The 23,072-nt window shown below is 61.3% G+C and carries 20 protein-coding genes and 1 tRNA gene; 16 read left to right on the forward strand and 5 right to left on the reverse strand.

Annotation, left to right across the window (positions count from 1 at the left end; translation table 11 throughout):
* Positions 1 to 14 precede the first annotated feature (14 nt).
* From gluQRS to pgi, 9 genes are all read left to right on the forward strand, one after another.
* A complete protein-coding gene (gene gluQRS / locus EB809_RS17830) occupies positions 15 to 899 on the forward strand; it encodes a tRNA glutamyl-Q(34) synthetase GluQRS (RefSeq protein ID WP_123636199.1) in 885 nt (294 codons plus the stop codon).
* Between the two features lie 59 nt (positions 900 to 958).
* Positions 959 to 1,135, forward strand: a complete 177-nt coding sequence (locus EB809_RS20990; protein WP_190294953.1) for a hypothetical protein — start codon at positions 959 to 961, stop codon at positions 1,133 to 1,135.
* Positions 1,125 to 4,070 (forward strand): sensor histidine kinase, encoded by a 2,946-nt coding sequence (locus EB809_RS17835; RefSeq protein ID WP_123636200.1) that lies wholly within the window; start codon positions 1,125 to 1,127, stop codon positions 4,068 to 4,070. The genes EB809_RS20990 and EB809_RS17835 overlap by 11 nt, the downstream gene beginning before the upstream one ends.
* A 20-nt stretch (positions 4,071 to 4,090) precedes the next feature.
* Positions 4,091 to 5,488 carry a sigma-54-dependent transcriptional regulator gene (locus tag EB809_RS17840; protein ID WP_123636201.1) on the forward strand — a complete coding sequence of 466 codons (1,398 nt, stop codon included), beginning with the start codon at positions 4,091 to 4,093 and terminating at the stop codon, positions 5,486 to 5,488.
* Positions 5,489 to 6,457: 969 nt separating this feature from the next.
* Complete coding sequence (pcnB, locus tag EB809_RS17845; protein WP_123636202.1) at positions 6,458 to 7,807, forward strand: polynucleotide adenylyltransferase PcnB; 1,350 nt, start codon at positions 6,458 to 6,460, stop codon at positions 7,805 to 7,807.
* Positions 7,808 to 7,815: 8 nt separating this feature from the next.
* Positions 7,816 to 8,334, forward strand: a complete 519-nt coding sequence (gene folK / locus EB809_RS17850) for a 2-amino-4-hydroxy-6-hydroxymethyldihydropteridine diphosphokinase (protein WP_123636227.1) — start codon at positions 7,816 to 7,818, stop codon at positions 8,332 to 8,334.
* A 64-nt stretch (positions 8,335 to 8,398) separates the two neighbouring features.
* Entirely contained in the window at positions 8,399 to 9,193 is a 795-nt protein-coding gene (gene panB, locus EB809_RS17855; RefSeq protein WP_123636203.1) for a 3-methyl-2-oxobutanoate hydroxymethyltransferase, read from the forward strand.
* Positions 9,190 to 10,038, forward strand: a complete 849-nt coding sequence (gene panC / locus EB809_RS17860; RefSeq protein ID WP_123636204.1) for a pantoate--beta-alanine ligase — start codon at positions 9,190 to 9,192, stop codon at positions 10,036 to 10,038. Before panB ends, panC begins: the two co-directional genes overlap by 4 nt.
* Positions 10,039 to 10,097: 59 nt before the next feature.
* Positions 10,098 to 11,762, forward strand: coding sequence for a glucose-6-phosphate isomerase (gene pgi / locus EB809_RS17865; protein ID WP_123636205.1), 1,665 nt, complete (start codon positions 10,098 to 10,100; stop codon positions 11,760 to 11,762).
* A 24-nt stretch (positions 11,763 to 11,786) separates the two neighbouring features.
* Here the strand turns inward: pgi and folK (EB809_RS17870) are convergent, their stop codons facing one another.
* Both folK (EB809_RS17870) and folB read right to left on the reverse strand, forming a co-directional pair.
* A complete protein-coding gene (gene folK / locus EB809_RS17870; protein WP_123636206.1) occupies positions 11,787 to 12,308 on the reverse strand; it encodes a 2-amino-4-hydroxy-6-hydroxymethyldihydropteridine diphosphokinase in 522 nt (173 codons plus the stop codon).
* Positions 12,308 to 12,664 carry a dihydroneopterin aldolase gene (folB, locus tag EB809_RS17875; RefSeq protein ID WP_123636207.1) on the reverse strand — a complete coding sequence of 119 codons (357 nt, stop codon included), beginning with the start codon at positions 12,662 to 12,664 and terminating at the stop codon, positions 12,308 to 12,310. Before folB ends, folK (EB809_RS17870) begins: the two co-directional genes overlap by 1 nt.
* A 134-nt stretch (positions 12,665 to 12,798) precedes the next feature.
* Between folB and plsY the strand changes: the two genes are divergently transcribed.
* The gene (plsY, locus tag EB809_RS17880; RefSeq protein ID WP_123636208.1) at positions 12,799 to 13,383 is read left to right on the forward strand and encodes a glycerol-3-phosphate 1-O-acyltransferase PlsY; all 585 of its coding nucleotides are present in this window, start codon (positions 12,799 to 12,801) and stop codon (positions 13,381 to 13,383) included.
* 8 nt (positions 13,384 to 13,391) lie between these two features.
* Here plsY and tsaD read toward each other — a convergent pair whose 3' ends face one another.
* Positions 13,392 to 14,447, reverse strand: coding sequence for a tRNA (adenosine(37)-N6)-threonylcarbamoyltransferase complex transferase subunit TsaD (tsaD, locus tag EB809_RS17885; RefSeq protein ID WP_123636209.1), 1,056 nt, complete (start codon positions 14,445 to 14,447; stop codon positions 13,392 to 13,394).
* 580 nt (positions 14,448 to 15,027) lie between these two features.
* Between tsaD and rpsU the strand changes: the two genes are divergently transcribed.
* The 4 genes from rpsU (at position 15,028) to EB809_RS17905 (ending at position 19,412) form a co-directional block, all read left to right on the forward strand.
* Positions 15,028 to 15,243 carry a 30S ribosomal protein S21 gene (gene rpsU / locus EB809_RS17890; protein WP_004578868.1) on the forward strand — a complete coding sequence of 72 codons (216 nt, stop codon included), beginning with the start codon at positions 15,028 to 15,030 and terminating at the stop codon, positions 15,241 to 15,243.
* A 237-nt stretch (positions 15,244 to 15,480) separates the two neighbouring features.
* Complete coding sequence (gene dnaG, locus EB809_RS17895) at positions 15,481 to 17,229, forward strand: DNA primase (RefSeq protein ID WP_123636210.1); 1,749 nt, start codon at positions 15,481 to 15,483, stop codon at positions 17,227 to 17,229.
* A gap of 170 nt (positions 17,230 to 17,399) precedes the next feature.
* On the forward strand, positions 17,400 to 19,238 hold the full coding sequence (gene rpoD / locus EB809_RS17900; RefSeq protein ID WP_123636211.1) for an RNA polymerase sigma factor RpoD: 1,839 nt from the start codon (positions 17,400 to 17,402) through the stop codon (positions 19,236 to 19,238).
* Positions 19,239 to 19,335: 97 nt separating this feature from the next.
* Positions 19,336 to 19,412 (forward strand) — tRNA-Ile (locus EB809_RS17905).
* Between the two features lie 286 nt (positions 19,413 to 19,698).
* Here the strand turns inward: EB809_RS17905 and EB809_RS17910 are convergent.
* Positions 19,699 to 20,223: a hypothetical protein gene (locus tag EB809_RS17910; RefSeq protein WP_123636212.1), complete on the reverse strand. Its 525-nt coding sequence runs from the start codon at positions 20,221 to 20,223 to the stop codon at positions 19,699 to 19,701.
* A gap of 330 nt (positions 20,224 to 20,553) precedes the next feature.
* A complete protein-coding gene (locus tag EB809_RS17915) occupies positions 20,554 to 21,465 on the reverse strand; it encodes a LysR family transcriptional regulator (RefSeq protein ID WP_123636213.1) in 912 nt (303 codons plus the stop codon).
* A 156-nt stretch (positions 21,466 to 21,621) separates the two neighbouring features.
* Here EB809_RS17915 and EB809_RS17920 point away from each other — a divergent pair, with 156 nt between their 5' ends.
* Together EB809_RS17920 and EB809_RS17925 are read left to right on the forward strand one after the other, a co-directional pair.
* The gene (locus EB809_RS17920) at positions 21,622 to 22,320 is read left to right on the forward strand and encodes a CoA transferase subunit A (RefSeq protein ID WP_123636214.1); all 699 of its coding nucleotides are present in this window, start codon (positions 21,622 to 21,624) and stop codon (positions 22,318 to 22,320) included.
* A gap of 54 nt (positions 22,321 to 22,374) precedes the next feature.
* Positions 22,375 to 23,037 (forward strand): CoA transferase subunit B, encoded by a 663-nt coding sequence (locus EB809_RS17925; protein WP_123636215.1) that lies wholly within the window; start codon positions 22,375 to 22,377, stop codon positions 23,035 to 23,037.
* Positions 23,038 to 23,072 lie beyond the last annotated feature (35 nt).

A 23,072-nucleotide genomic window follows, 5' to 3' on the forward strand; every position in this document is an offset into this window, starting at 1 on the left:
CGCTCTGCTGATTCATGACCTCAGTCTACCGGGGGCGTTTTGCCCCATCCCCAACCGGACCGCTGCATTTTGGCTCCCTGGTAACCGGGCTGGCCAGCTATCTCGAAGCACGCACCCATTCCGGCACCTGGCTGGTTCGCATTGAGGACCTGGACCCCCTGCGTGAACCGCCCGAAGCTGCCGGCCAGATCCTGCACAGTCTCGAGTGTCATGGGCTGCACTGGGACGAAAGCGTGCGCTTTCAGTCGGAACGTCATGAAGCCTACGCGGCCGCCATCCAGCAGCTACTCGACGACGACCGGGCCTATGGCTGCGCCTGCTCCCGCAAACAACTGAGCGCGCATAACGGCCATCACCCGGACGACTGCCGCAACCGCAAAGCCATGCCCGACGGCCCTCACGCCGTACGTCTGAAGCTTGACGACTGTACCCTGAGTTGGCGCGATCGATTGCTGGGCCCGCAAGCCCAGGTGCTGCGCGCCGAGCGCGATGATCCGGTACTGCAACGCAAGGAAGGATTCTACGCCTACCAGTTGGCAGTGGTGGTGGACGATATCGACCAGGGCATCACCGACATCGTGCGGGGCTCGGACCTGCTGGAGACCACCGCCGCGCAATTGAAACTGTTCGACTGGCTGGGTGCCACCGCGCCCGATTTCCTGCACATTCCGGTCGTCCTCAACGCCAGCGGGCAGAAACTGAGCAAACAGACCCACGCACCGGCCCTCGACGACGACCAGCCCGGCGCCAATCTCTGGCACGCCCTGCAGGCGCTGGGGCAGGAACCACCGGCAACACTGCTCGGAGCCAGCCCCGACGCTATACTGGAATGGGCGCAGCCCCACTGGTCGGCGGAGCGTTTGCCATTGCAATCCGGGCTGGCACCTGCTCCGGCCTGACAATACAAGGGGTTGCGTGGTATAACGCGACACTCGGTAACCGCAGGGAACAATGCCCGATGTATATCTACCGACTGGTCTTCCTGCTTGTGTTGGCCGTTTACATCTTTTCCCCCAACATCCTCGACTGGTGGATTGAGCCCGGCAGTGCGTGGTACCGCCCGTTTATTGCCTGGGCCGGCTTGATTGCCGTGGGGTTCTGGCTGGAATGGCGACGCGATCCCAATGAGTTTTAGTCTGACCACGCTGATTCTGGTCAGCCTCGCCTATCTATCCCTGCTTTTCGGTATTGCCCATATCACCGAGCGCGGCCTGATTCCGGCCCGCTGGGTCCGACACCCGCTGGTCTACATCCTCAGCCTCGGCGTTTACGCGGGCATCTGGGCGATCTACGGATCGGTCGGCATGGCCAGCGTGTTCGGCTTCGGTTACCTGGCCTACTACATCGGGATCAGCGGGGCCTTCCTGCTGGCGCCGGTACTGCTCAACCCGATCCTGCGCATCGGGCGGACCTACCAGCTGACCTCGCTGGCCGACCTGTTTGCCTTCCGCTACCGAAGCCAGTGGGCCGGAACATTGGTGACCCTGCTTTCCGGGGCGGCGATCCTGTCGTTGCTGAGCATGCAGATCAAGGCGGTCGCCGATTCCGCGGCCCTGCTGTCCCCCGGCGCCTCGCCCCATATGATCGGCCTGCTGTTCAGCCTGGCGATGGTGCTGTTCACCGTATTGTTCGGTGCCCGCCGTGAGCAGGGGCAGGACAGCCACCAGGGCCTGGTCGTCGCCATCGCGTTCGACTCCCTGATCAAGTTGGTGGCCCTGCTGTTCCTCGGCGGTCTGCTGTTGTTCTCGGTGTTCGATGGCTTTGGCGGACTGGAAATCTGGCTCAACCACAACGTGGCGCTGGCCTCCCCGTTCGGCATCAAACTGGACGACGGCAGCTGGCGGGCATTGATGCTGATGTCCTTCGCGGCGGCGCTGGTCCTGCCACACATGTACCACATGATCTTCAGCGAAAACCCCAGCCCGCGAGCACTGGCCAAAGCAAGCTGGGGGTTGCCGCTGTACCTGCTGTTACTGGCAATCCCGGTGCCGCTGATCCTGTGGGGCGGGCAGGCCCTCGATGCGCCGACCGAATCGAGCTATTTCGCCCTGGGCGCCACCTTCGGCCTGGGACATCCGGCCCTGACCCTGGCCATGTACATCGCCGGGCTCTCCGCCGCCAGCGGCCTGATGATCGTCAGCACCCTGGCCCTGGCCGGTATGGTGCTCAACCATGTGGTCCTGCCCCTGCGGCCGCCGCGGGAGCGGGCGGACATCTACGGCTGGCTGCGCTGGGTCAAGCGGATACTGGTGGCAGTCATCATCTTTGCGGCACTGGTGTTCTATGAAGGGGTCGGCTCCAGGCTGGACTTCGCGACGCTCGGCATCCTCGCCCTGGCCGGCGTGCTGCAGCTGCTGCCCGGCGCGCTGGGCGTCATCTACTGGCCGGAGGGCAACCGCAAGGGGCTGATCGCCGGGTTGCTGGCAGGCGCCGGCATCTGGGCCCTGACGCTGGTGCTGCCGTTCTCGGTCGATGCCGACATCCTGACGCTCGTCGGGCTACCTTCGGTCTCCGTGTCCAACTCCCATATCTTCGCCTTTGCCAGCCTGACCGTGAACGTCAGTGTTTTTGCCCTGATCTCGCTGCTCACGGAAACCTCCAGCGAAGAAGACAGCGCAGCCCAGTCGTGCTCACTGGGCGCGCTGTCGCGTCCACAGCGTCGCGAGCTGATGTCCGGCTCATCCGATGAGTTCAAGCAGCAACTGGCCACACCTTTGGGCCAGGCCGTTGCCAGCCGGGAAGTGAACCGTGCCCTGTTCCAGCTGCGCCTGCCCAGCATAGAGTACCGTCCCTACCAGTTACGCCGCCTGCGCGACCAGATCGAAGTGAACCTGTCGGGCCTGATGGGGCCGTCGGTGGCCCAGGACATCGTCAAGCACCACCTCGGCTTCAAACCCCAGGCCGGCGGCCGCACCGGGCAGGACATTCACTACATTGAGAAGGCGCTGGGGGATTACCAGAGCCAGCTCACCGGTCTCGCGGGCGAGCTGGACAACCTGCGCCGCCATTACCGCCAAACGTTGCAGAACCTGCCGATCGCCGCCTGCTCGATCGGCGACGACGGCGAAATCCTGATGTGGAACCACGCCATGGAAGAAGTCACCGGCATAGCCGCAGACGATGTGGTGGGCGCCCGGCTGACGGCTCTTCCGGACCAGTGGCAGGAAATGCTGGACGATTTCGTCAGCGGCGAGGAACTGCACCGTTACAAGCACCGACTCGACATGAAGGGCCGCCCGCGCTGGTTCAACCTCCACAAATCGACCCTGAGCGGGCCAGACCATCCGGAAGGCGGCAATGTGGTGCTGGTCGAGGACCAGACCGAAACCCGCCTGCTGGAAGACGAATTGATGCACAGCGAACGCCTCGCCTCGGTCGGCCGCCTGGCCGCGGGGGTGGCGCACGAGGTGGGCAACCCGGTCACCGGGATCTCCTCTCTGGCCCAGAACCTGAAACTGGAGACCGACAACCCGGACATCCTGTCCACAGCCGACCAGATCCAGCAGCAGACCCGTCGCATCTCGCGCATCCTGCAGTCGCTCATGAACTTCGCCCGCTCCGGCAACCACGCACCGGCCAACCGCTACGAGCCGGTGGAACTGCGCCGCTGCATCGATGAGTCCCTCAACCTGGTATCGCTCAGCGGCAAGGGGCGCAGCCTGCAATACAGTAACGATTGCCCGGCCGGACTCCAGGTGCTGGGCGACGAACAGCGGCTGGTGCAGGTCTTCGTCAACCTGCTGGCCAATGCGCGCGATGCCTCACCGGAGGGCAGCTTGATCCGGATCAGTGGAAAGCAGGAAGCCTACTCCGCTATCATCGAAGTCGTTGATGAGGGTGCAGGCATTCCTGCAGACCAGCTCGATCACATCTTTGAGCCTTTCTATACGACCAAGGCGCCCAACGAAGGCACCGGTCTTGGGCTCTCGCTGGTGTACAGCATCGTTGAAGAGCATTACGGTCATATCCAGGTTGAGAGTCCGGTCGCGAAAGACGGCAACGGCGGCACGTGCGTGCGGCTGAGCCTGCCGGCTTTCGAAGAGGACACAGACACCCTCCAAGAATCATGAAAGAGGCGGTTTCCCGAGGCATGCATCGTATCCTGATCGTAGAAGACGAAGAGATCATTCGCTCAGCCCTGCGCAAGCTGCTGACCCATGCCGATTACGATGTCTCCGACGCTGGCTCTGTCGATGAGGCCCGCTCCCACTATGAACTGGACGGCTTCGACCTGATCATTTCGGACCTGCGCCTGCCCGGTGCTGCCGGCACAGAGCTGATCCGCCTGGCACCCAACACCCCGGTGCTGATCATGACCAGCTACGCCAGCCTGCGATCGGCGGTGGATTCCATGAAGCTGGGCGCGGTGGAGTACATCGCCAAGCCATTCGATCACGACGAGATGCTCGCGTCGGTCGAGGACATCCTCAAACGTACCGCCGTCCGCGAGCCGGAAGCGTCCGGCGAAGACGACGCCGAGGACGAACCGCATACGGCGGAGGGCGATCCCTCCCGCATTATGTATGGCCAGTGTTCGGCCATGCAGCACGTCTTTACCCTGATTCGCAAGGTCGCCCCTACGGAGACCACGGTCCTGATCCAAGGTGAATCCGGGACCGGTAAGGAACTGGCGGCCCGCGCCCTGCACCAGCTCAGCCCGAGAGCCCGTCAGCCGCTGATCTGCGTCAACTGCGCCGCCATACCGGAAAGCCTGATTGAGTCCGAACTGTTCGGTCATGAGAAAGGCGCCTTCACCGGCGCGGTCTCCGCCCGCACTGGCCTGATTGAGGCGGCCGACGGCGGCAGCCTGTTCCTGGATGAAATTGGCGAACTGCCGGCAGAGGCCCAGGCCCGGCTGTTGCGCGTCCTGCAGGAAAGCGAAATCCGCCGGGTGGGTTCGACCCAGAGCCGCAAGGTGGATGTGCGCATGATCGCAGCAACCCACCGGAACCTGCGTGCCATGACCAAGACCGCCGAGTTCCGGGAGGACTTGTATTACCGCCTGAACGTCATGCAGATCCGCATTCCGCCTCTGCGGGAACGCGATGGCGACATCCTGGGCCTGGCCAAACGCTTCCTGCAACGCCAGGGCCAACGCATGGGCAAGCCAGACATCAGTCTCAGCCCGGAAGCCATGCGCGCGCTGGAACAGCATCGCTGGCCCGGTAACGTGCGGGAGCTGGAAAACGCCATCGAGCGGGCCACCATCCTCTGCGATGACGGTATGATCACCCCTTACCTGCTCGACCTGGATACGGATGGCACCGATGTTCACATCCCTGCCGGACTGCTGGAAGAGGAAGACCCGACGCCCGCACCGGACCCGCAGTCCTCAAACGACCTCTCTCTGGAAGACTACTTCCAGCATTTCGTGCTGGAGAACCAGGACAAGATGAGCGAGACCGAACTGGCGCAGAAACTCGGCATCAGCCGCAAGTCCCTCTGGGAGCGCCGTCAGCGCCTGGGCATCCCGCGCAAGAAAAGCTGATCCGCGCCGGCGATCGCCTCCGTGCCGGCAAACCTTTCCTTACTGTAATCCACCGTCAGGAACTGCCGCGTCCTTCGGCCTGTCGATCAAGACAGACTGGCCCACGGCGGTTGTGTCTTGCGCTCGCCCCGCTTTCGAGCAGTAAGGACGAACTGGCTAACCGGGACGCATTGACTACTCTTTAGTCAAGACACCCATTGCCACCCGTGACCCGTCAAAGTGTGAACTGCGCCTCAGCTGTTACCCGGTGTTACCTGGGGGAACAGACTCGGTCTGAGAACTGAGACCGAAGTAACACTCAGATCTAAAAAACCCCGCCCTTCGGAAACCACTTATTCATAACCCATTGTTAATAAAGGATTACCAAAAACTGGCACGCGCACTGCAATCTATATGAGCGAACAACAACAAGAATTGAATGACGCAGCGTCAAAACAAAAACAAAAAGCTGCAATGCGCTCATCAACAAAAACAAGAATTGAGCGCGAGCGAACTGAGTGTTTTGGGTGCTGAGCTTTTTAGTGGTGCCTGACTGTTGCGAGTTGCACGTGAAGAAAAGAATCGTCTTCCAGACGGCCCTATCACTTGCTCAAATCTCGCGAAAAGTCATTGCCGCTCTCTGTGGTCAAAGCGTTCCGCTCGCATCATTCGCTCCTGGCTTGGAGCTTGCGTTCAACTGTTTTAGAGCGCGCCACAACAACAACAATGCAGATCGTCTACTCTTCTCGGCGGGTTCGTGTTTCGCGTTCCCGCCTTTTGATTTTCTGGGGCCTTGAATCGGCCCCGACTTTCCTGACACCCCGGCTCCCGAATGGTTGTTCGCCTTAACTGCAACAAACCGGTAAACTCCCAGCCTAATCTCCTTGTCGTCGAACCTGCAGACCGGGTTTCTGTACGGCCAGTCCAGGCCGCCCGACGGAAATCTCCAGGCAGAGCACTCACACGACCTAACCATCAGAATCTGTATCGATGTTAGATAAGATAAAGTCCAAAATTTTCGGGAAAGGCAAAAAACAAAAATCCGCCTACCAGCGTCAGGTCATTCCCCGCGACCAGCATTCCGTCTCACGCACCCTGATCAGCGACCCGGCGAAGAAGGTCCTGAACCGCCTGAACAAGGCCGGATTTGAAGCCTATCTGGTCGGCGGCGGCGTCCGCGATATCCTGCTGGATGGCCACCCCAAGGATTTTGACGTGGCCACCAACGCCACGCCGGAGGAAGTCCGGGACCTGTTCCGCAACTCCCGCATGATCGGTCGCCGTTTCCGCATCGTGCATGTCCTGTTCGGCCGGGAAGTCATCGAAGTCACCACGTTCCGTGGCAATGCCACCGAAGCCGACAGCGATGACGATGATGAACGACGCTCCAACGAACACGGCCTGCTGCTGCGCGACAACGTCTATGGCACCATGGAAGAAGATGCGCTGCGCCGCGATTTCACGATCAACGCCCTCTACTACAGCATGGAAGATTTCAGCGTTATCGATTTCACCGGTGGCGCCGCGGATCTGCGTGAACGCCGGCTGTCGTTGATCGGCGATCCGGAAACACGCTACCGGGAAGATCCGGTCCGCATGCTGCGGGCCATTCGTTTTGCGGCCAAGCTCGACTTCAGCCTGGCGCCGGAAACGGAAGCCCCGATTCGCGAACTGGCACCGCTGCTGACTCATATTCCGCCGGCCCGCCTGTTCGATGAAGTGCTCAAGCTGTTCTCCGCCGGTTACGGGGCCACCACCTACGACCTGCTTCAGGCCTATGGCCTGTTCGCACCGCTGTTCCCGGCCACCGCGGTCGCCATTGAACACGGCGAGCCGGACGGCGTGATCCGCCGCGCGCTGGAGAACACCGACCGCCGCATCAACCAGGGTAAGTCCGTTACACCTTATTTCATGTATGCCGCGTTGATCTGGCCGGCTCTGCAGGCCGAGTGGAAGCGCCGTCAGGATCAAGGCGAGGCAGCCCAACCGGCCCTGCATGCCGCCATCGCCCGCGTGATTGGGCAGCAGGTGCAAGCGACCGCCATTCCGCGTCGCTTCTCCGGCCCCATGAAAGAAATCTGGGAACTGCAGATGCGCCTGCCCCGTCGCAACGGCAAGCGCGCCTTTGCGACGCTGGAACATCCACGCTTCCGGGCCGCCTACGATTTCCTGCTGGTGCGTGAAGCCGCCGGCGAGGATACCGAAGGCCTCGGACAATGGTGGACCGATTTCCAGAATGCCGATGAGCGCGGTCGCGAGAACATGCTGTCGGAGCTGGGCCCGGCCGGCCCCCGCAACCGGCGCCGCAAGCGTCGCAAAAAGCCCCAGTCCAAGGACTGACCATGGGTATGGTTGACGCCTACATCGGACTGGGCAGCAACCTGGCCGATCCGCTGAGCCAGCTGGCCGGCGCCCTGGCGCGGCTGGCGGCCCTGCCCCGGACGCACCTCGTCGCCCAATCCCCTTTCTATGCCAGCCGCCCGGTGGGCCCCCAGGATCAGCCCGATTTCGTAAACGGCGCCGTCCACCTGCAAACCGAACTCGCCCCCCTGGAACTGCTGGACGCCCTGCAGAGCATCGAGCAGGCCCACCAGCGCGAACGCATCCAACGCTGGGGGCCGCGTACGCTGGACCTGGACCTGCTGATCTACGGCACCCAGACCATCAACAACGACCGACTGACCGTTCCCCATGTCGAGCTGGTCAACCGGGATTTTGTCCTGCAGCCCCTGCTGGATCTGTCCCCGAACCTGCAACTGCCGGATGGCCGCCGCGTCGCCGACCTGCGCCAACAGTGCGTGGACAACGGATTACGCCGCCTCCACCCTGTCCCGGGCAGCCTTGCCTCCTCAGGGGGTGACGATTAATCTAGGGACTTCCCCGGACAATCCCGGCGCCTCCTCCATAATCCACCCATAAGGCAAGGATTCTATGGCTGTCACCATCAACACGCTGCGTGAACGCAAGCAGAACCACGAAACCTTTTCCGTACTGACGGCATACGATGCCACTTTCGCCCAATTGATCAGCGAAGCCGGTGTTGATGTCATGCTGATTGGCGATTCCCTGGGCATGGTGTTGCAGGGGAACGACAGTACGATTCCGGTGACCATGGAAGATATGTGTTACCACACCCGCGCCGTCGCCAAGGGCAACCGGGGCGCACTGATCATGGCGGACATGCCGTTCATGAGTTATGGCACCACCGAAGCCGCCCTGGAGAATGCAGCCGCCCTGATGCGCGCCGGCGCCCACATGCTCAAGCTGGAAGGGACCGACTGGATGAAAGACACCATCCATGCCCTCAGCGAGCGCGGCGTCCCGGTTTGCGCCCACCTGGGCCTGACGCCGCAGTTCGTGAACAAGTTTGGCGGTTTCAAGGTGCAGGGTCGCGGTGACGCCCAGGCGGACGCCATGGTCGAGCACGCGCGCCTGCTGGTGGATGCCGGCGCCGACGTCATCCTGCTGGAATGCGTGCCGGCGGCGCTGGCGAAACGCATTACCGAGAGCGTCAACGCACCGGTGATCGGCATCGGCGCCGGCTCGGACACCGACGGCCAGGTCCTGGTCATGCACGACATGCTGGGAGCCACCACGGGCCGCACGCCGCGGTTCGTCAAGAATTTCCTGGCGGAGGCCGACTCGATCCAGGGCGCTTTCGAGGCCTACGTCGCCGCCGTCCGGGACAGACGCTTTCCTGCTGAGGAGCACACGTTCAAGTCATGAGAACGGTACACACCATCAAGGAGCTCCGCGCGCTTCTGAACAGCCATCGCCAGCACGGCCACCGTGTTGGCCTGGTGCCCACCATGGGCAACCTGCACGCCGGCCATATTTCGCTGGTGGAAAAGGCGCTGTTACAGGCCGATGTGGTGGTCACAAGCATCTTCGTCAATCCGATGCAGTTCGGCGCTGGCGAGGATCTGGAAACCTACCCGCGCACCCTGCGGGAAGACCAGGAAAAACTCGAGGCGGCCGGCAATCACATCGTGTTCGCCCCCAGCGTCGAAGAGGTCTATCCGCATGGTCTGGTCCAGCAGACCCAGGTCTCGGTCCCAGTGGTTAGCGAAGGCCATTGCGGTGCCAGTCGGCCGGGCCATTTCGACGGCGTATCCACCGTCGTCTCCATGCTGTTCAACATGGTCCAGCCCGATGTGGCAGTATTCGGCGAGAAAGACTTCCAACAGCTAGCCGTGATTCGCAAGATGGTCGCCGACCTGTTCATGCCGGTGGAGATTGTCGGCGCGCCGACCCACCGCGAAGACGACGGCCTCGCCCGCAGCTCCCGCAACGGCTACCTGAACGAACAGGAGCGGGCCATCGCCCCCACACTGTTCCAGACGCTGCAGGCCACTGCCCAGGCGCTGAAGGACGGCGACCGCGACTTCGCCACGCTGGAGAGCGACGCGCAAACCCGCCTGACCGAAGCCGGCTTCCGGCCGGACTACTACAACATCGTAAACAGCCTAACGCTGAAGCCGGCAAAGAAGGACGACACACAGATCACCATCCTCGCTGCCGCCTTTCTGGGAACCACTCGACTGATCGACAACCTATCCATTCATCGCTAGTCGCGGGGTCGGGTCAGCAACGATCCGGCGCCGTAACGGCAACCCACCAGGGAGAGGACATGAGCACGAGCAAGCCAGGCCTGACCGAAAAACCGGAATGGAAAACCCTGATCGACCATCAGGCCAGCCTCAAAGACACGCACATGCGGGATCTGTTCGACCAGGACCCGGAGCGTTTCCAGAACTACTTCACCACCGCCGCCGGCATCTCCCTGGACTATTCGAAGAACCTGATCACCCGCGAGACCATGCCCCACCTGATGGCGCTGGCCCGGGCCTGCAAGGTGCCGGAACAGATCGAAGCCATGTTCCGCGGCGACAACATCAACACCAGCGAAAACCGCCCGGCCCTGCACACGGCCCTGCGCAACCTGAGTGATGAACCGATGCGCGTCGGCGACCAGGACATCATGCCGGAAGTCCGCTCAACGCTGGCGCGAATGGAAGAGTTCGTGTGGCGCATTCGCAGCACCCAGTGGCGCGGGTTCACCAACAAACCGTTTACCGACGTGGTCAGTATCGGCATCGGCGGCTCTTTCCTCGGCCCCAAACTGGTATCTGCTGCGCTCAAACCTTACTGGCACGGCCGCCTGAACTGTCACTACGTGGCCAACATCGACGGTAGCCACATCACCGAAGTCCTACGCCACATCAATCCGGAAACCACCCTGTTCCTGATCCAGTCCAAGTCCTTCAAGACCCAGGAAACGCTGGAAAACACCAAGGTGGCCCGGGAATGGTTCCTGCACAACGGTGGTGACGAAGCCCTGATCTCCAAACACTTCGTCGCGGTCACCGCCAACGAAAAAGAAGCCATCGATTTCGGCATCGCCGAGGAAAACATCTTTCCCATGTGGGACTGGGTCGGCGGTCGCTACTCGCTGTGGTCGGCTATCGGTCTACCCACCGCGCTCACCATCGGCATGGAAAACTTCCGCTCGCTGCTGTCCGGCGCCCACGCCATGGACCAGCACTTCAAGAACGCGCCGCTGGAAGAAAACCTGCCGGTCATCCTGGCGCTGCTCGGCATCTGGTACGGCAACTTCTGGGGCGCCGACGCCCACGCCATCCTGCCGTACGACCATTACCTCCGGGGCCTGCCGGCTCACCTGCAGCAGCTGGACATGGAAAGTAACGGCAAGTGCGTCACCCACGATGGCACGTCCGTGAATTACGAGACCGGCCCGATCATCTGGGGCGGCGCCGGCGCCAACGGCCAGCACGCCTATCACCAGCTGCTGCACCAGGGCACCCGCATGTCACCGGCGGACTTCATCATCCCGCTGCGGACCCATAACCCGGTGGCCACGCACCACGCCATCCTGTTTGCCAACTGCCTGAGTCAGGCCCAGGCGCTGATGCGCGGCAAGAATCTCGACGAGGCGCGGGCGGAACTGCGCGATCAGGGACTGGATGAAGCCGCCATCGAAAAGCTGGCGCCGCATAAAGTGATCCCGGGCAACAAACCGTCGAACACCATCCTGTTCGAGCGCAGCACACCGCGCACGGTGGGTGCCCTGGTCGCGCTTTACGAGCACAAGACGTTCGTTCAGGGTGCAATCTGGGATGTGGATTCGTTCGATCAGTGGGGCGTGGAGCTGGGTAAACAGCTGGGGCAGGCTATCCTCGACCGCCTGCTCGCCTCCAGCGATGACAAGCAGACCGACAGCTCAACCGACGGCCTGATCGATCTGTTCCGACGCAAGCACAAAGACGACGCCTGACGCCTGGCGTCCAGTTGGAAACGCTCAGGGGCGCGGTGAAATCGCCCGCCCCTGCCAGCTAAAGGGGATGGGCCACAGCTTCTGGTCCCCGGTGTATTCGGCCCAGAGCTGCTGGTAGGTCCTGTTCTTTTGCGGATGCTCAACGGCCGGGGCAATTTCAGCCAGAGGCCGCAGCACAAACGCGTTGGTGAGGATTTCGCCGCGCGGCAACTCCACACCATCGATCACACCCACCCGGTCATCGTAGGTCAGGATATCCAGATCCAGCGTGCGCGGACTGAATTTCGGCATGCCGGGCCGGCGCCCGTTGTCCACTTCCAGGCCCTTGAGAAAGCGCGACAGCGTGGCAATGGATTCCCCGGTGCGAATCCCAACCACCAGATTGTAAAAGGGGCTCCCGTCGAAGCCGACCGACTCACTCTCGTAGACGGACGACACGGCGAACAGCTCGTAACGCTCGGACAGGGCGTTCAGCGCCGCCAGCACGTGGCGCTCACGGTCCACATTGCTGCCGATACCGAGGTAGACGGTCGCTGCAAAAGACACTAACGCGCTCCCCTCTCGATGCGCACCCCGACACTTCGGGCATCCGGAACGGCGCCCGGTTTGCGCAGGCGCAGACTCAGCCAATTGACGCCGTGGCGCTTGCGAATCTCGGCGGCCAGGGATTCCGCAGCGGCCTCCAGCAGTCTGGGCTGATTGTCCCGGAACCACTGGCGGATGGTTTCGCTGGCAGCGGCATAATCCAGCGCGTCCGCGACATCGTCGCTGACGCCAGGCGCCCGATTATCCCAGGCCATTTCCAGATCGATTTCCAAGCGCTGCAGGATGTGCCGCTCCCATTCGTAGTCACCGATCACGGTTTCCACGACGAGCCCTTCGATAAATACCGTGTCTGTCACGGGTAAGTCGCCCTCATTAAAAACTTGCGGCCTGCCTCACATTCCCATTAACGTGATTTCAGACCATTCTCCGACGCACGCACGACGTGCGGGGGAGCGATTCTCGCACAATCGACTGTTCGACGTCTCTGCCCATGCCCGAAACCGCACTGACTGTGATCACCGGTATCTTCGCCTACCTCATGGGCTCGATCCTGTTTGCACCGCTGATCTGCCGCCTTTGGCGATTGCCGGATCCACGAGCCCTGGGCTCCGGCAATCCCGGCGCCACCAATGTCTATCGTGCCGGCGGTTGGCTGCCTGCCCTGGTCACGCTGGCGCTGGATGCCCTCAAGGGCGCTATCCCGGTCTGGATAGGCACCGCTTTTGATCTCGGCCCGGTCGCACTGGCCGTCGTTGCTCTGTGCGCGGTCACCGGCCACATGCTTCCCCTGTTTGCCCGCTTCCAGGGCGGCAAGGGCGTGGCCACCGCACTGGGTGCCGGCCTCGCTCTGGCGCCGCTCACCACCGTGATTCTGGCCAGCCTGTGGAGCCTGATGATGTGGCGCTGGCATATTTCGTCGCTGGCGTCCGTGACTGCGGCCGTTGCCGGCCCCATCATCAGTACGCTGCTGGAACCTGACGCCCTGCCCCTGTTCGGGCTCCTGACCCTGCTGATCCTCGTGCGTCACCGGGACAATCTGATCCGCCTGGCGCAGCGCCGGGAACCGCCGGTGTAAGTCCCGACTTACTCTTTCAAACCGTTAACGCAGGGTGTTTCCAGTGACGGCAATGTATTCATCGGCCAGCGCGGAACCGCCACAATCCGGTCCCCGTCCCGCTGCCCGGCCAGCAGCCGCTGACAGCCGGCATAGGCAATCATCGCCCCATTATCGGTGCAGAACTCCGGCCGGGCGTAGAACACTTCGGCCCCCAGCTTTCCAACCATGGCCTCCAGGGCCGCCCGCAGACGCCGATTGGCACTGACGCCCCCGGCCACCACCAGACGCTTGCAGCCCGACGCTTCCAGCGCACGGCGGCATTTGATCGCCAGGGTATCGACCACCGCGCTTTCGAACGCCAACGCGATATCGGCCCGGGTCTGGTCATCCAGACCGCCATTGGCCTCGGCGTCATTCACCGTGTTGAGCGTGTAGGTCTTCAGGCCGCTGAAGCTGAAATCCAGCCCCGGCCGGTCGGTCATTGGGCGCGGAAACCGGTAGCGACCTTCCCGGCCCTGCTCGGCCAGCTTCGCCACGCGCGGACCGCCCGGGTAGTCCAGCCCAAGCATCTTGGCGGTCTTGTCGAACGCTTCGCCGGCAGCATCGTCCACGGACTCGCCCAGCAATTCGTACTGCCCGATGCCGTCGACCCGAACCAACTGCGTGTGGCCGCCGGAGACCAGCAGGGCCACAAACGGAAACGCCGGCGGATTGTCTTCCAGCATCGGCGCCAACAGGTGCCCTTCCATGTGGTGGACGCCCAGCACCGGAATATCCAGCGCCATCGCCAGCGCATGTGCCACCGAACCACCGACCATCAGCGCGCCGATCAGCCCCGGACCCGCGGTGTAGGTGACCGCGTCCAGATCGTGACGGGTACAGCCGGCCTCGGCCAGCACCTGGTCACACAGCGGCAGCAGCTTGCGGACGTGATCCCGGGAGGCAAGCTCCGGCACCACACCGCCATAGTCGGCGTGCATGTCGATCTGACTGAACAGCGCATGGGACAGCAGGCCACGCTCGTTATCGAACAGCGCGACACCGGTTTCATCGCAAGAGGTCTCGATTCCAAGAACCAGCATATTGAACTTCCACAAGGGCGCCCCTATATACGGGGCAGGTAAAAATGACGCCGTATTTTACCAGATCAGGGCCAGCGCGGCCGCTGTGGTTTTCCCTGGCCTGTCGCGGCCGTGATGATCGAATTGAACGCTTTACAACCAGCCAGATAAGACGCTATCATTGCCGCCCTTAAGGAGCCTCTGATCAACTCCGAATCACCTCTGCGTGCTCTGAAGGCTGTGGCTGCAAGGCGTGGCTCGCCGGTAATGGCCGTAGCCCTTGCCAAGAGTCGCAACGCAGCAGATGCAGCCTTCAGAGCGCGCCCTGCGGGGCATTCAGAGCGACCCACACTCCGCGTTGCGACTTTTTGAAAGGCAACCAGCCTTACTGCAAAGTCGCGCCTTGATTGTGAATCGCTCTGAATGCCAGAGGGGATCCGGAGTTGATCAGAGGCTCCTTGAATCTGCGCTGGTCGAGTTTTAGACAATTCTCGTCTGATCTGCGCGAGATCAAACGAATCATCAGCGCCAGGCACGGGCCTTGAGCCCGCGCGGGAACTGAACTCAAACCGAATCGATCTTAAAGGTAGGTGATTTTCGAATGCCAGCTGTTAAAGTGAAAGAGAATGAGCCATTCGACGTAGCGCTGCGTCGCTTCAAGCGGTCTTGTGAAAAGGCCGGCATTCTGTCCGAAGTGCGTCGTCGTGAGCACTACGAGAAGCCGACTGCCGTTCGTAAGCGTAAAGCTGCCGCTGCCGTCAAGCGCCATCTCAAGAAGCTTCAGCGGGAACAGCGCAAGTTCGAGCGTCTGTACTGAGTTTCAGACCGCCCGGATTTGCCGCTTCACACCCCTGACCGGCACGCCGGTCAGGGGTGCATGCATCCGATGCCGTCGAGGCCCTGCTTCGGCGGCATTTTTTGGCTTGTGGGTGCCCTCTTTTCGTCCTGACTCCGCGCCATAGCAAAGCGCAATGACCCCGCTCACGGGCCAACTGGCAACCCGAGCGATTTGGTCTAGTCTCTTGATGCTGAGTTTTACAACGCCGGAGATGTCATGAGCGGCCTGATCCCTCAACGCTTTATCGATGAGCTTCTGGACCGGGTTGACCTGGCCGAGCTGATTGGAAGCCGGATCACACTGAAGAAGGCCGGCGGTAACTACAAGGCCCGCTGCCCCTTCCACGACGAAAAGACGCCATCGTTCAACGTTCGCCCTGACAAGGGGTTCTATCACTGCTTTGGCTGCGGCGCCCATGGCGACGCCATCAGCTTCGTCCGCGAATACGACAATCTGGGATTCACCGAAGCCGTCGAGGAACTGGCACGTCGCATGGGCCTGGAAGTGCCCTACGACAAAGCGGCCCGCCAGGAAATGCAGCAGGTGCGGACGCTGACGGATGCCCTGGAGTTTGCCAACCAGTTCTATCGCGACGCCCTGAACCAGCCGGGCGCCGCCCTGGCGAGGGACTATCTGCGCCAACGCGGTCTCGATGCGGCCACAATCGAACAGTATCAGATCGGTTTCGCCCCGGGTGACGGCGCTGCCCTGCATCAAGCGGCCGAGCCGGCGCTGCGCGGACCGCTGATCGAAACCGGCACGGTGTCGGACAAATACGGACGACCGCGGGATCTGTTCCGCAACCGGATCATGTTCCCGATCCGCAATACGCGGGGTCGCACGATCGCGTTCGGCGGCCGCACACTGGGCGACGACAAGGCGAAGTACATCAACTCGCCGGAATCGGACGTGTTTCACAAGAGCCGGGAAATCTACGGCCTGTTTGAAGCACAGAAAAGCCTCCGGCGACTGGACCGCCTGCTGGTGGTCGAGGGCTATATGGACGTCATCGCCCTCGCCCAGCACGGCATCCATGAAGCAGTGGCGACATTGGGTACCGCCACGAACCAGGACAGCCTGCAGGCGCTGCTGCGCCATGTTCGGCACGTGGTGTTCTGCTTCGATGGCGACAACGCCGGCTTCCGGGCCGCCGATCGTGCCATGGACAACGCCCTGGAACTGATGGCAGACGGTCTGCACCTGCAGTTCCTGATGCTGCCCGAAGGCGAGGACCCGGACACGCTGGTCCGCAAGGAAGGCGCCGAAGCCTTCCGCCAGAGAATTGAGGGCGCCGCGCCACTGTCGCGCTTCCTGCTCGATCGGCAGAGCGAGGGCCTGGACCTGAACCTGCCGGAGCATCGCGGGGAGCTGCGGGCACGGGTCGAGCCGCTGCTCAACAAGATGCCGCGCAGCACGCTGCGCGATGCCATGTGGCACGAAATGATGCGCCTGTGTGGCCGCCGCGAATGGCAGCCACGACGGGATGGCAATGGCAACAAGGGGAAAGGCTTCCGGGGTAAAGGATTCAAGGGCCCGGAGCGCATCAGCGAAGAACCCGTTGAAGTCCGCCTGAGCCGAGACAGCAGCCTCAGCCTCGCCCTGATCGAAGCGCCGGATCTGGCCGAAGAAGTGCTGGAAGCCGCTCGCCAGGATCGCAGCCTGCGACAATCAGGCCGCCTGGCGCACTGGATTCGCGAGTCGAATCTGAAGCAACACCGGGACGTCATTACCGCGCTGGCTTTTGACAGTCGGGCCCGGTCACAGTTTTACCACCTGTTCGACGGCATCGAGCATGTCCCCGAACGGGAGAACACCATCGCCTCGGCCAGGGAAATCCTGACACCGAACCGGGAAGCCGTTCGAAAGCAGAGAATCGCAGCGCTGATCAAGCGCAAGGCCGCCGGCGAGTTTACCGCGGAAGATCACCGCGAACTGAAGCGCCTGAGCAGTGGTGAAGGCGGTTGAACCTTTTCGCAAATGCCCAATCGAAAGGCATTGTGGAGGTTACTTACTGGGGTTTCTCTTGAAACAGGGAGGCCGTGCCACAACTTAAGCTTTGTGGCAGAGAATTTGAGCGACAGCTATAATGGCTGTTTATCTTTTCATCTTTTTACCAGCGAGTCCATAGGGTGTCTATGTCAGGCAGCAATTCGCAGAAGTCCCGTTTGAAAGATCTCATTGCCCGCGGCAAAGAGCAAGGTTACCTGACCTACGCCGAAGTCAATGACCACTTGCCTGAGGATATAGCGGATCCGGATCAGGTGGAAGACATCATCCGGATGATTAACGACATGGGCATCCAGGTATCCGAGGAAGCCCCGGATGCCGATACGCTGCTCATGACCGATGGCGACACCGCAGCAGATGAAGCGGCGGCGGCGGAAGCGGCCGCGGCGCTGGCTGCCGTGGAAACCGACGCTGGCCGCACGACGGACCCGGTGCGCATGTACATGCGCGAAATGGGCACCGTCGAGCTGCTGACCCGCGAAGGTGAGATCGTGATTGCCAAGCGCATCGAGGAAGGTATCCGCGATGTGATGGCTGCGATTGCGCACTTCCCTGGTACGGCTGCCACTGTCATTCAGGCTTACGACCGCATTATCGAGAACGAAGGCCGGCTGAGCGACATCGTCACCGGCTTCCTCGACCCGGACGACGCCGAGCCCTTCATGGGCGAGGACACCAGCAGCACCAATGACGAGTCCGCGTCCTCCAGCGATGACGACGACGATTCCGAGGAAGAAACCGACAACGGTCCGGATCCGGAAGAAACCCGCCTGCGCTTCGAACTGCTGCGTGAAAAGCTGGACGTTGCCGAGAAGGCGCTTGAGAAGCACGGTCGGGATTCCGAGAAAGCCCAGGACGCCCTGAACGAGCTGGGACAGGTCTTCGCGCCGTTCAAGCTGGCCAACAAGGCCTTCGAAGAACTGGTGAACGTCATTCGCTCCACCAACGAGGCGGTTCGCGAGAACGAGCGCGCCATCATGGCCATCTGTGTGCGCGAAAGCCGCATGCCGCGCAAGGACTTCATCAAGTCCTTCCCGGGCAACGAGACCAATCTGGCCTGGGCCGAAGAGGCCGCCAAAGCCAAGGGTGCCCACGCTGAGCGGATTGCCGAGCGCCTGGACGAAATCGTACGGATGCAGAAACGCATTGCGAACGTCCAGAATGACGTCAACCTGACCGTTCCGGAAATCAAGGAAATCAACCGCCGCGTGTCCATTGGTGAGGCCAAGGCCCGCCGAGCCAAGAAGGAAATGGTTGAGGCCAACCTGCGTCTGGTCATCTCCATCGCCAAGAAGTACACCAACCGCGGTCTGCAGTTCCTGGATCTGATCCAGGAAGGCAACATCGGCCTGATGAAGGCGGTGGACAAGTTCGAATACCGTCGTGGTTACAAGTTCTCGACCTACGCCACCTGGTGGATTCGTCAGGCGATCACCCGCTCCATCGCGGACCAGGCCCGGACCATCCGGATCCCGGTTCACATGATCGAAACGATCAACAAGCTCAACCGGATTTCCCGCCAGATGCTGCAGGAAATGGGTCGCGAACCGACGCCGGAAGAGCTGGGTGAGCGCATGGAAATGCCGGAAGACAAGATCCGCAAGGTCCTGAAGATCGCCAAAGAGCCGATCTCCATGGAAACCCCGATCGGTGACGATGAAGACTCCCACCTGGGCGATTTCATCGAGGACATCCAGGCGCTGTCGCCGGTGGATTCCGCCACGGCCGAAGGCCTGCGCGAAGCCACCCGCTCCGTCCTGGCCGGCTTGACCGCGCGGGAATCCAAGGTGCTGCGGATGCGTTTCGGTATCGAGATGAACACCGACCACACGCTGGAAGAAGTCGGCAAGCAGTTCGACGTCACCCGCGAGCGGATCCGTCAGATCGAAGCCAAGGCCCTGCGCAAGCTGCGTCATCCTTCGCGCTCCGATCACCTGCGCGGCTTCATCGACGACCACAACTCCTGATCGAGCTTTCGCCGGGCCGCCCTCGCGGCCCGCGCAACAAGCTCTGGCGGGCGCCCTGTACGATGAGTATAATGGCGCCCGTTTTTAGTTTCCCTCCGGGCCTTTAGCTCAGTTGGTTAGAGCAGTCGACTCATAATCGATTGGTCGCTGGTTCAAGTCCAGCAAGGCCCACCATTTCCCGCTCTCATCAGATCTCCCCTGTGCATGCGAGCATAACTTGGCCGCTTTGGCCAATCTTTGGTAGCGATTGCGAGATTAAATGTCCGCAGAAATTTGGGAAGCCAAAACCTCGACAGCAACAAGGCTATAACCCTGCGATACGGCGAGGAATGGGGTATGAGGCGGAGTTCCATAAAAAGGGGTCAACACCTATCGCTTTGCACATTTACCGCCGAATAGAATGTTCCTACTCGATACAAGGACTCTCGGTGATCAACCCCTGATAGGGAGTTGCTAATTATCAGTCAGATTGGCTTCCGATTTTGACTGCAAAGTCGTATACAAGAATTGCTCCTGAATCTTGGACTGTTGAGCTTGGCCAACACCAGACATCGGGCAAGGAACTCCGCTCAAGCTCAAAGACCGCCAACATAAGTAGCAGCCTATCTTGCGATCTTATCGCTGGCACAACCGATGCCAAAAGATTCAAATCCAAGCCGAAAATCTCGACTACAAACCGAGCCGGAGAACCTTCAAAACTTCCAGAAGGCGTCACCTCTTCGTCGTACCGGATGAAGCCCAGTATATGGCCGTTTTTATCTGACTGAGGCTCTGTAAACCTATCAGTCCCTTGTATTGCTACTAGGCCCGGTAGATGCGTCAAATCTACACCGTCATTCATCGTTATTGAGACAGGATGGGTAATAAGACAACGGCCAGACACCGCCACTGCCTTTTCGTAGGTTTTGTCTGGCGAAAGAGCAGGCCTCATGTTTCTCAGCTCAATTTGGTCTACCCGGACATCAAGTTCGATAGTAGCTTCCATTTCAACATCCCCATCTCCCGTTCCAGTCGATTACAGCATGCTTACAGCTCCTGAAACCAGCGCTCTTCCGAAGTTGAGGCATTATCCTTCTGGGCAATACCGTGACGCGCCTCAGCCAGTTGGATAACCTCGGATCGAATAGTACTTTCACCGACCACCAAGGACGAACAGGACTGCGGAATCACGCGACCTTGATCCAAGACAGCTTCCTTTTGAACTCAGGAAAAAACCGTCGCGCTCTGCTCGTTAAACCTCTTATTTATGGTTTCGATCTCACTGCCTAAGTCGGTGTCCAGAATCATTGAACCACTACAAAGCATCTGTCAACTATCAAGCCTGAGGAGACGCCAAACCCACCCCATCAAACGGCGTTGCCATCAACGTATCCAGCAGCGCCTGCCCGGCAACGGACAATCCGCGCTCCGACGACTGCAGCACGCCGATCGGCCGCTCGATCACCGGATCTCTCAGTGGCAGGCAGCGCGCCCCCAGGGCCTGCATCTGGCCGATGCACAAGGCCGGTACGGCGCTGACGCCCAGGCCGGCGGAGACCATTCGGCCGACCGTTGAAAGCTGGTGGCTTTCGAGTTCGACGGGCAATGTCTGGCCCTGAGCGGCCAATGTCTCTTCCAGCATATATCGCACGGCCGACGGGCGTTGGAGCGCAATGAAGGGTTCTTTCAGGAGCTGGTCCCAGGCCAGATCGTGACTCTCCGCCAGCGGCGAGTCCGACGGTACAACAGCGACGAAACGATCCATATAGAGCGGCGTAAAGGTCAGCCGTGAGGCGGCTGCAGGCTCGAAGGCAATGCCCAGTTCGACCTGTCCAATCTGGACCCGGTCGATGACGTCTTCGTTGATGACATCCTGGATGGTCACACTGATCTTGGGGTAGCGGGCCCGGAAATCCTTGAGGATGCCGGGCAGCAGGTTGCCGGCAAAGGACGGCATGGCCGCTACGGTCACACGACCCAGCTCCAGTTCGAAGCGCTGACGGATCTCGTCCCGGGCGTTGTCCCAGTCCGCCATCAGGCGGCGCGCCAGGGGTAACAGCGCCTCCCCTTCGGGTGTTAGACGAACGTTCCGGGTGGTCCGGCTGAACAGGGCGCCGCCGAGGCTCTCTTCCAGTGCCTTGATCGACAGGCTGAGCGCGGACTGGGACAGATGCAGCCGTTCGCACGCCTGGGCAAAACTCAAGGTCTGGGCTACCGCCAGGAAAGCCCGAAGTTGTTTCACCGTCATGCGATCACCCCGCTGCTAACTGATTGACCTCATTGTATTGCCGGCCTTTTGTTTTATAAAACCAATCAATTCATCAATATTACAAACTTAACAAATCAACGGCAGGCCGCGAGACTCTGTGCAATACAGCAACAATAAAACAGAGGAGGCGGCACTATGGCCGGTTTCGATAAACGCGTGAGCTCCTATGAAGAGGCGATGGCCGGCCTGGAAGACGGCATGACCTTGCTCGCCGGTGGCTTCGGGCTCTGCGGCATCCCGGAAAACCTCATCGCCGAGATAAAACGCAAGGGCACCCGCGACCTGACCGTGGCCTCCAACAACTGTGGCGTCGACGGCTTTGGCCTGGGCCTGCTGCTGGAAGATCGCCAGATCCGCAAGATGGTTGCGTCCTATGTGGGCGAAAACGCGCTGTTCGAGAAGCAGTTGCTGGACGGCGACCTGGAAGTGGAACTCACTCCCCAGGGCAATCTCGCCGAGCGCATGCGCGCCGCCGGCGCGGGCATTCCCGCCTTTTACACCGCCACCGGTTACGGCACCCGCATCGCCGACGGCAAGGAGACCCGCCTGTTCGGGGATCGCCATTACGTTCTGGAAGAGGCTCTGCCCGGCGATTTCGCCATTGTGAAGGGCTGGAAAGCCGACACCTACGGCAACGTCATCTACCGCCATACCGCTCGCAACTTCAATCCGCTCGTCGCCATGGCGGGCAAGGTCACGGTGGTCGAAGTGGAAGAGATCGTCGCTCCCGGCGAACTGGATCCCGCCGCAATCCACACGCCCGGCATTTACGTGGACCGACTGATCTGCGGGACGTTCGAGAAGCGGATCGAGAAGCGGACCGTCCGCGGCTGAGCCGCCTGAAACGTCCATTTTCCGCCGCCCCAATCAGAACAAGAGGAACAGACCATGGCACTGACCCGCGAACAGATGGCGCAACGCGTCGCCGCCGAACTGGAAGACGGCTTCTACGTCAATTTGGGCATTGGCATCCCGACGCTGGTGGCCAATTATGTCCCCGCCGGCATCGAGGTGATGCTTCAGTCCGAGAACGGCCTGCTCGGCATGGGCCCGTTCCCCACCGAGGAACAGGTCGATCCGGACATGATCAACGCCGGCAAGCAGACCGTGACGGCCCAGCCGGGCGCTTCCATTGTCGATTCCGCCGACTCCTTCGCGATGATCCGGGGCGGCCACGTCGACCTGACCGTGCTGGGTGCCTTTGAAGTGGACGTCCAGGGCAACATCGCCTCCTGGATGGTGCCGGGCAAACTGGTGAAAGGCATGGGCGGCGCCATGGATCTGGTGGCCGGGGCCGAGAACATCATCGTCACCATGACCCATGCGTCCAAGTCCGGTGAACCCAAGTTGCTGCAGGCATGCACCCTGCCCCTGACCGGCGCGGGTTGCATCAAGCGTGTGCTGACGGATCTGGCCTACATCGAGATCGAGAACGGCCAGTTTGTCCTCAAGGAACGGGCACCCGGGGTGAGTGTCGAGGAAATCATCCGGAAGACCGGCGGCGAGCTGGTGGTCCCCGACTCTGTGCCGGAGATGACCGTCGCCGGATAACCGGTTTTCCAGACGACAGAACCACCCAAGCCCCG

It is taken from the genome of Marinobacter sp. R17 (genome assembly GCF_003789045.1).
In the GTDB taxonomy this organism is placed as follows: domain Bacteria; phylum Pseudomonadota; class Gammaproteobacteria; order Pseudomonadales; family Oleiphilaceae; genus Marinobacter_A; species Marinobacter_A mangrovi.

Bases quoted from the DNA above. Each gene is read 5' to 3' on its own strand.
- EB809_RS20990 (WP_190294953.1), top strand. From the start codon at position 959: ATGTATATCTACCGACTGGTCTTCCTGCTTGTGTTGGCCGTTTACATC.
- EB809_RS17915 (WP_123636213.1), bottom strand. From the start codon at position 21,465: ATGACGGTGAAACAACTTCGGGCTTTCCTGGCGGTAGCCCAGACCTTG.
- pgi (WP_123636205.1), top strand. From the start codon at position 10,098: ATGAGCACGAGCAAGCCAGGCCTGACCGAAAAACCGGAATGGAAAACC.
- panC (WP_123636204.1), top strand. From the start codon at position 9,190: ATGAGAACGGTACACACCATCAAGGAGCTCCGCGCGCTTCTGAACAGC.
- plsY (WP_123636208.1), top strand. From the start codon at position 12,799: ATGCCCGAAACCGCACTGACTGTGATCACCGGTATCTTCGCCTACCTC.
- EB809_RS17920 (WP_123636214.1), top strand. From the start codon at position 21,622: ATGGCCGGTTTCGATAAACGCGTGAGCTCCTATGAAGAGGCGATGGCC.
- EB809_RS17835 (WP_123636200.1), top strand. From the start codon at position 1,125: ATGAGTTTTAGTCTGACCACGCTGATTCTGGTCAGCCTCGCCTATCTA.
- panB (WP_123636203.1), top strand. From the start codon at position 8,399: ATGGCTGTCACCATCAACACGCTGCGTGAACGCAAGCAGAACCACGAA.
- rpoD (WP_123636211.1), top strand. From the start codon at position 17,400: ATGTCAGGCAGCAATTCGCAGAAGTCCCGTTTGAAAGATCTCATTGCC.
- gluQRS (WP_123636199.1), top strand. From the start codon at position 15: ATGACCTCAGTCTACCGGGGGCGTTTTGCCCCATCCCCAACCGGACCG.
- EB809_RS17840 (WP_123636201.1), top strand. From the start codon at position 4,091: ATGCATCGTATCCTGATCGTAGAAGACGAAGAGATCATTCGCTCAGCC.
- folK (WP_123636227.1), top strand. From the start codon at position 7,816: ATGGTTGACGCCTACATCGGACTGGGCAGCAACCTGGCCGATCCGCTG.
- dnaG (WP_123636210.1), top strand. From the start codon at position 15,481: ATGAGCGGCCTGATCCCTCAACGCTTTATCGATGAGCTTCTGGACCGG.
- rpsU (WP_004578868.1), top strand. From the start codon at position 15,028: ATGCCAGCTGTTAAAGTGAAAGAGAATGAGCCATTCGACGTAGCGCTG.
- pcnB (WP_123636202.1), top strand. From the start codon at position 6,458: ATGTTAGATAAGATAAAGTCCAAAATTTTCGGGAAAGGCAAAAAACAA.
- EB809_RS17910 (WP_123636212.1), bottom strand. From the start codon at position 20,223: ATGGAAGCTACTATCGAACTTGATGTCCGGGTAGACCAAATTGAGCTG.
- EB809_RS17925 (WP_123636215.1), top strand. From the start codon at position 22,375: ATGGCACTGACCCGCGAACAGATGGCGCAACGCGTCGCCGCCGAACTG.
- tsaD (WP_123636209.1), bottom strand. From the start codon at position 14,447: ATGCTGGTTCTTGGAATCGAGACCTCTTGCGATGAAACCGGTGTCGCG.